The following is a 578-nucleotide window of genomic DNA, read 5'->3' as shown; positions in this document are numbered from 1 at the left end:
ACAACGACCAGCACGATAATGACCACTGGCAAGGCCGAGTTTCCAGAGCGACGAACGAGATGGGACGAGACCAATCGCGACATAAATCATTTCCTAGCGGCGACATAAGGTGTTAACGCCAGAAATCATACCGCACAGCAGAGGGGAAGAAAACCATTTCTTGGAGGGGCCTGGATTGCTGAAAACCGCCTGAGAAGAAACAATAAAAGGTATCCATCGGGCTCGCAGGGCGCTATCCCTAGATAGACGGCCCGCTCTGGCCTGAGAATCCCACCTATTGCTATCCCGCAGCATGACCACAACGCCTGACCGACCACCGACCGACGGCGAATTGCTAACCGCCGTTTTGTCAGGCCAGCGGGAAAAATTTGCCGAAATCGTCCGACGGTACCAGACTCCGCTGCTGCGTCTGGCGATGAGCCGACTCGGACGCCAGCAGGAAGCGGAAGACGCCGTCCAGCAGACGTTCTTGAACGCCTTTCGGTGGCTAAATACGTATGATTCGCGCTACAGCTTTCGGACGTGGCTCTGGACGATCTTGATCAACAACTGCAATCGGCTGCACCAGAAGAGTGCGC

At 55.5% G+C, this 578-nt stretch carries 1 protein-coding gene; it reads left to right on the top strand.

What is annotated here, in order from left to right; genetic code table 11:
- Positions 1–277 precede the first annotated feature (277 nt).
- The coding region (locus tag C5Y96_RS08110) for an RNA polymerase sigma factor (protein WP_158261138.1) at positions 278–578 on the top strand (301 nt) is incomplete at its 3' end.

Source organism: Blastopirellula marina, assembly GCF_002967715.1.
In the GTDB taxonomy this organism is placed as follows: Bacteria; Planctomycetota; Planctomycetia; order Pirellulales; family Pirellulaceae; genus Bremerella; species Bremerella marina_B.
Note: the sequence above shows the minus strand (reverse complement) of the source record. Positions and strands in the feature narration are given on the sequence as shown.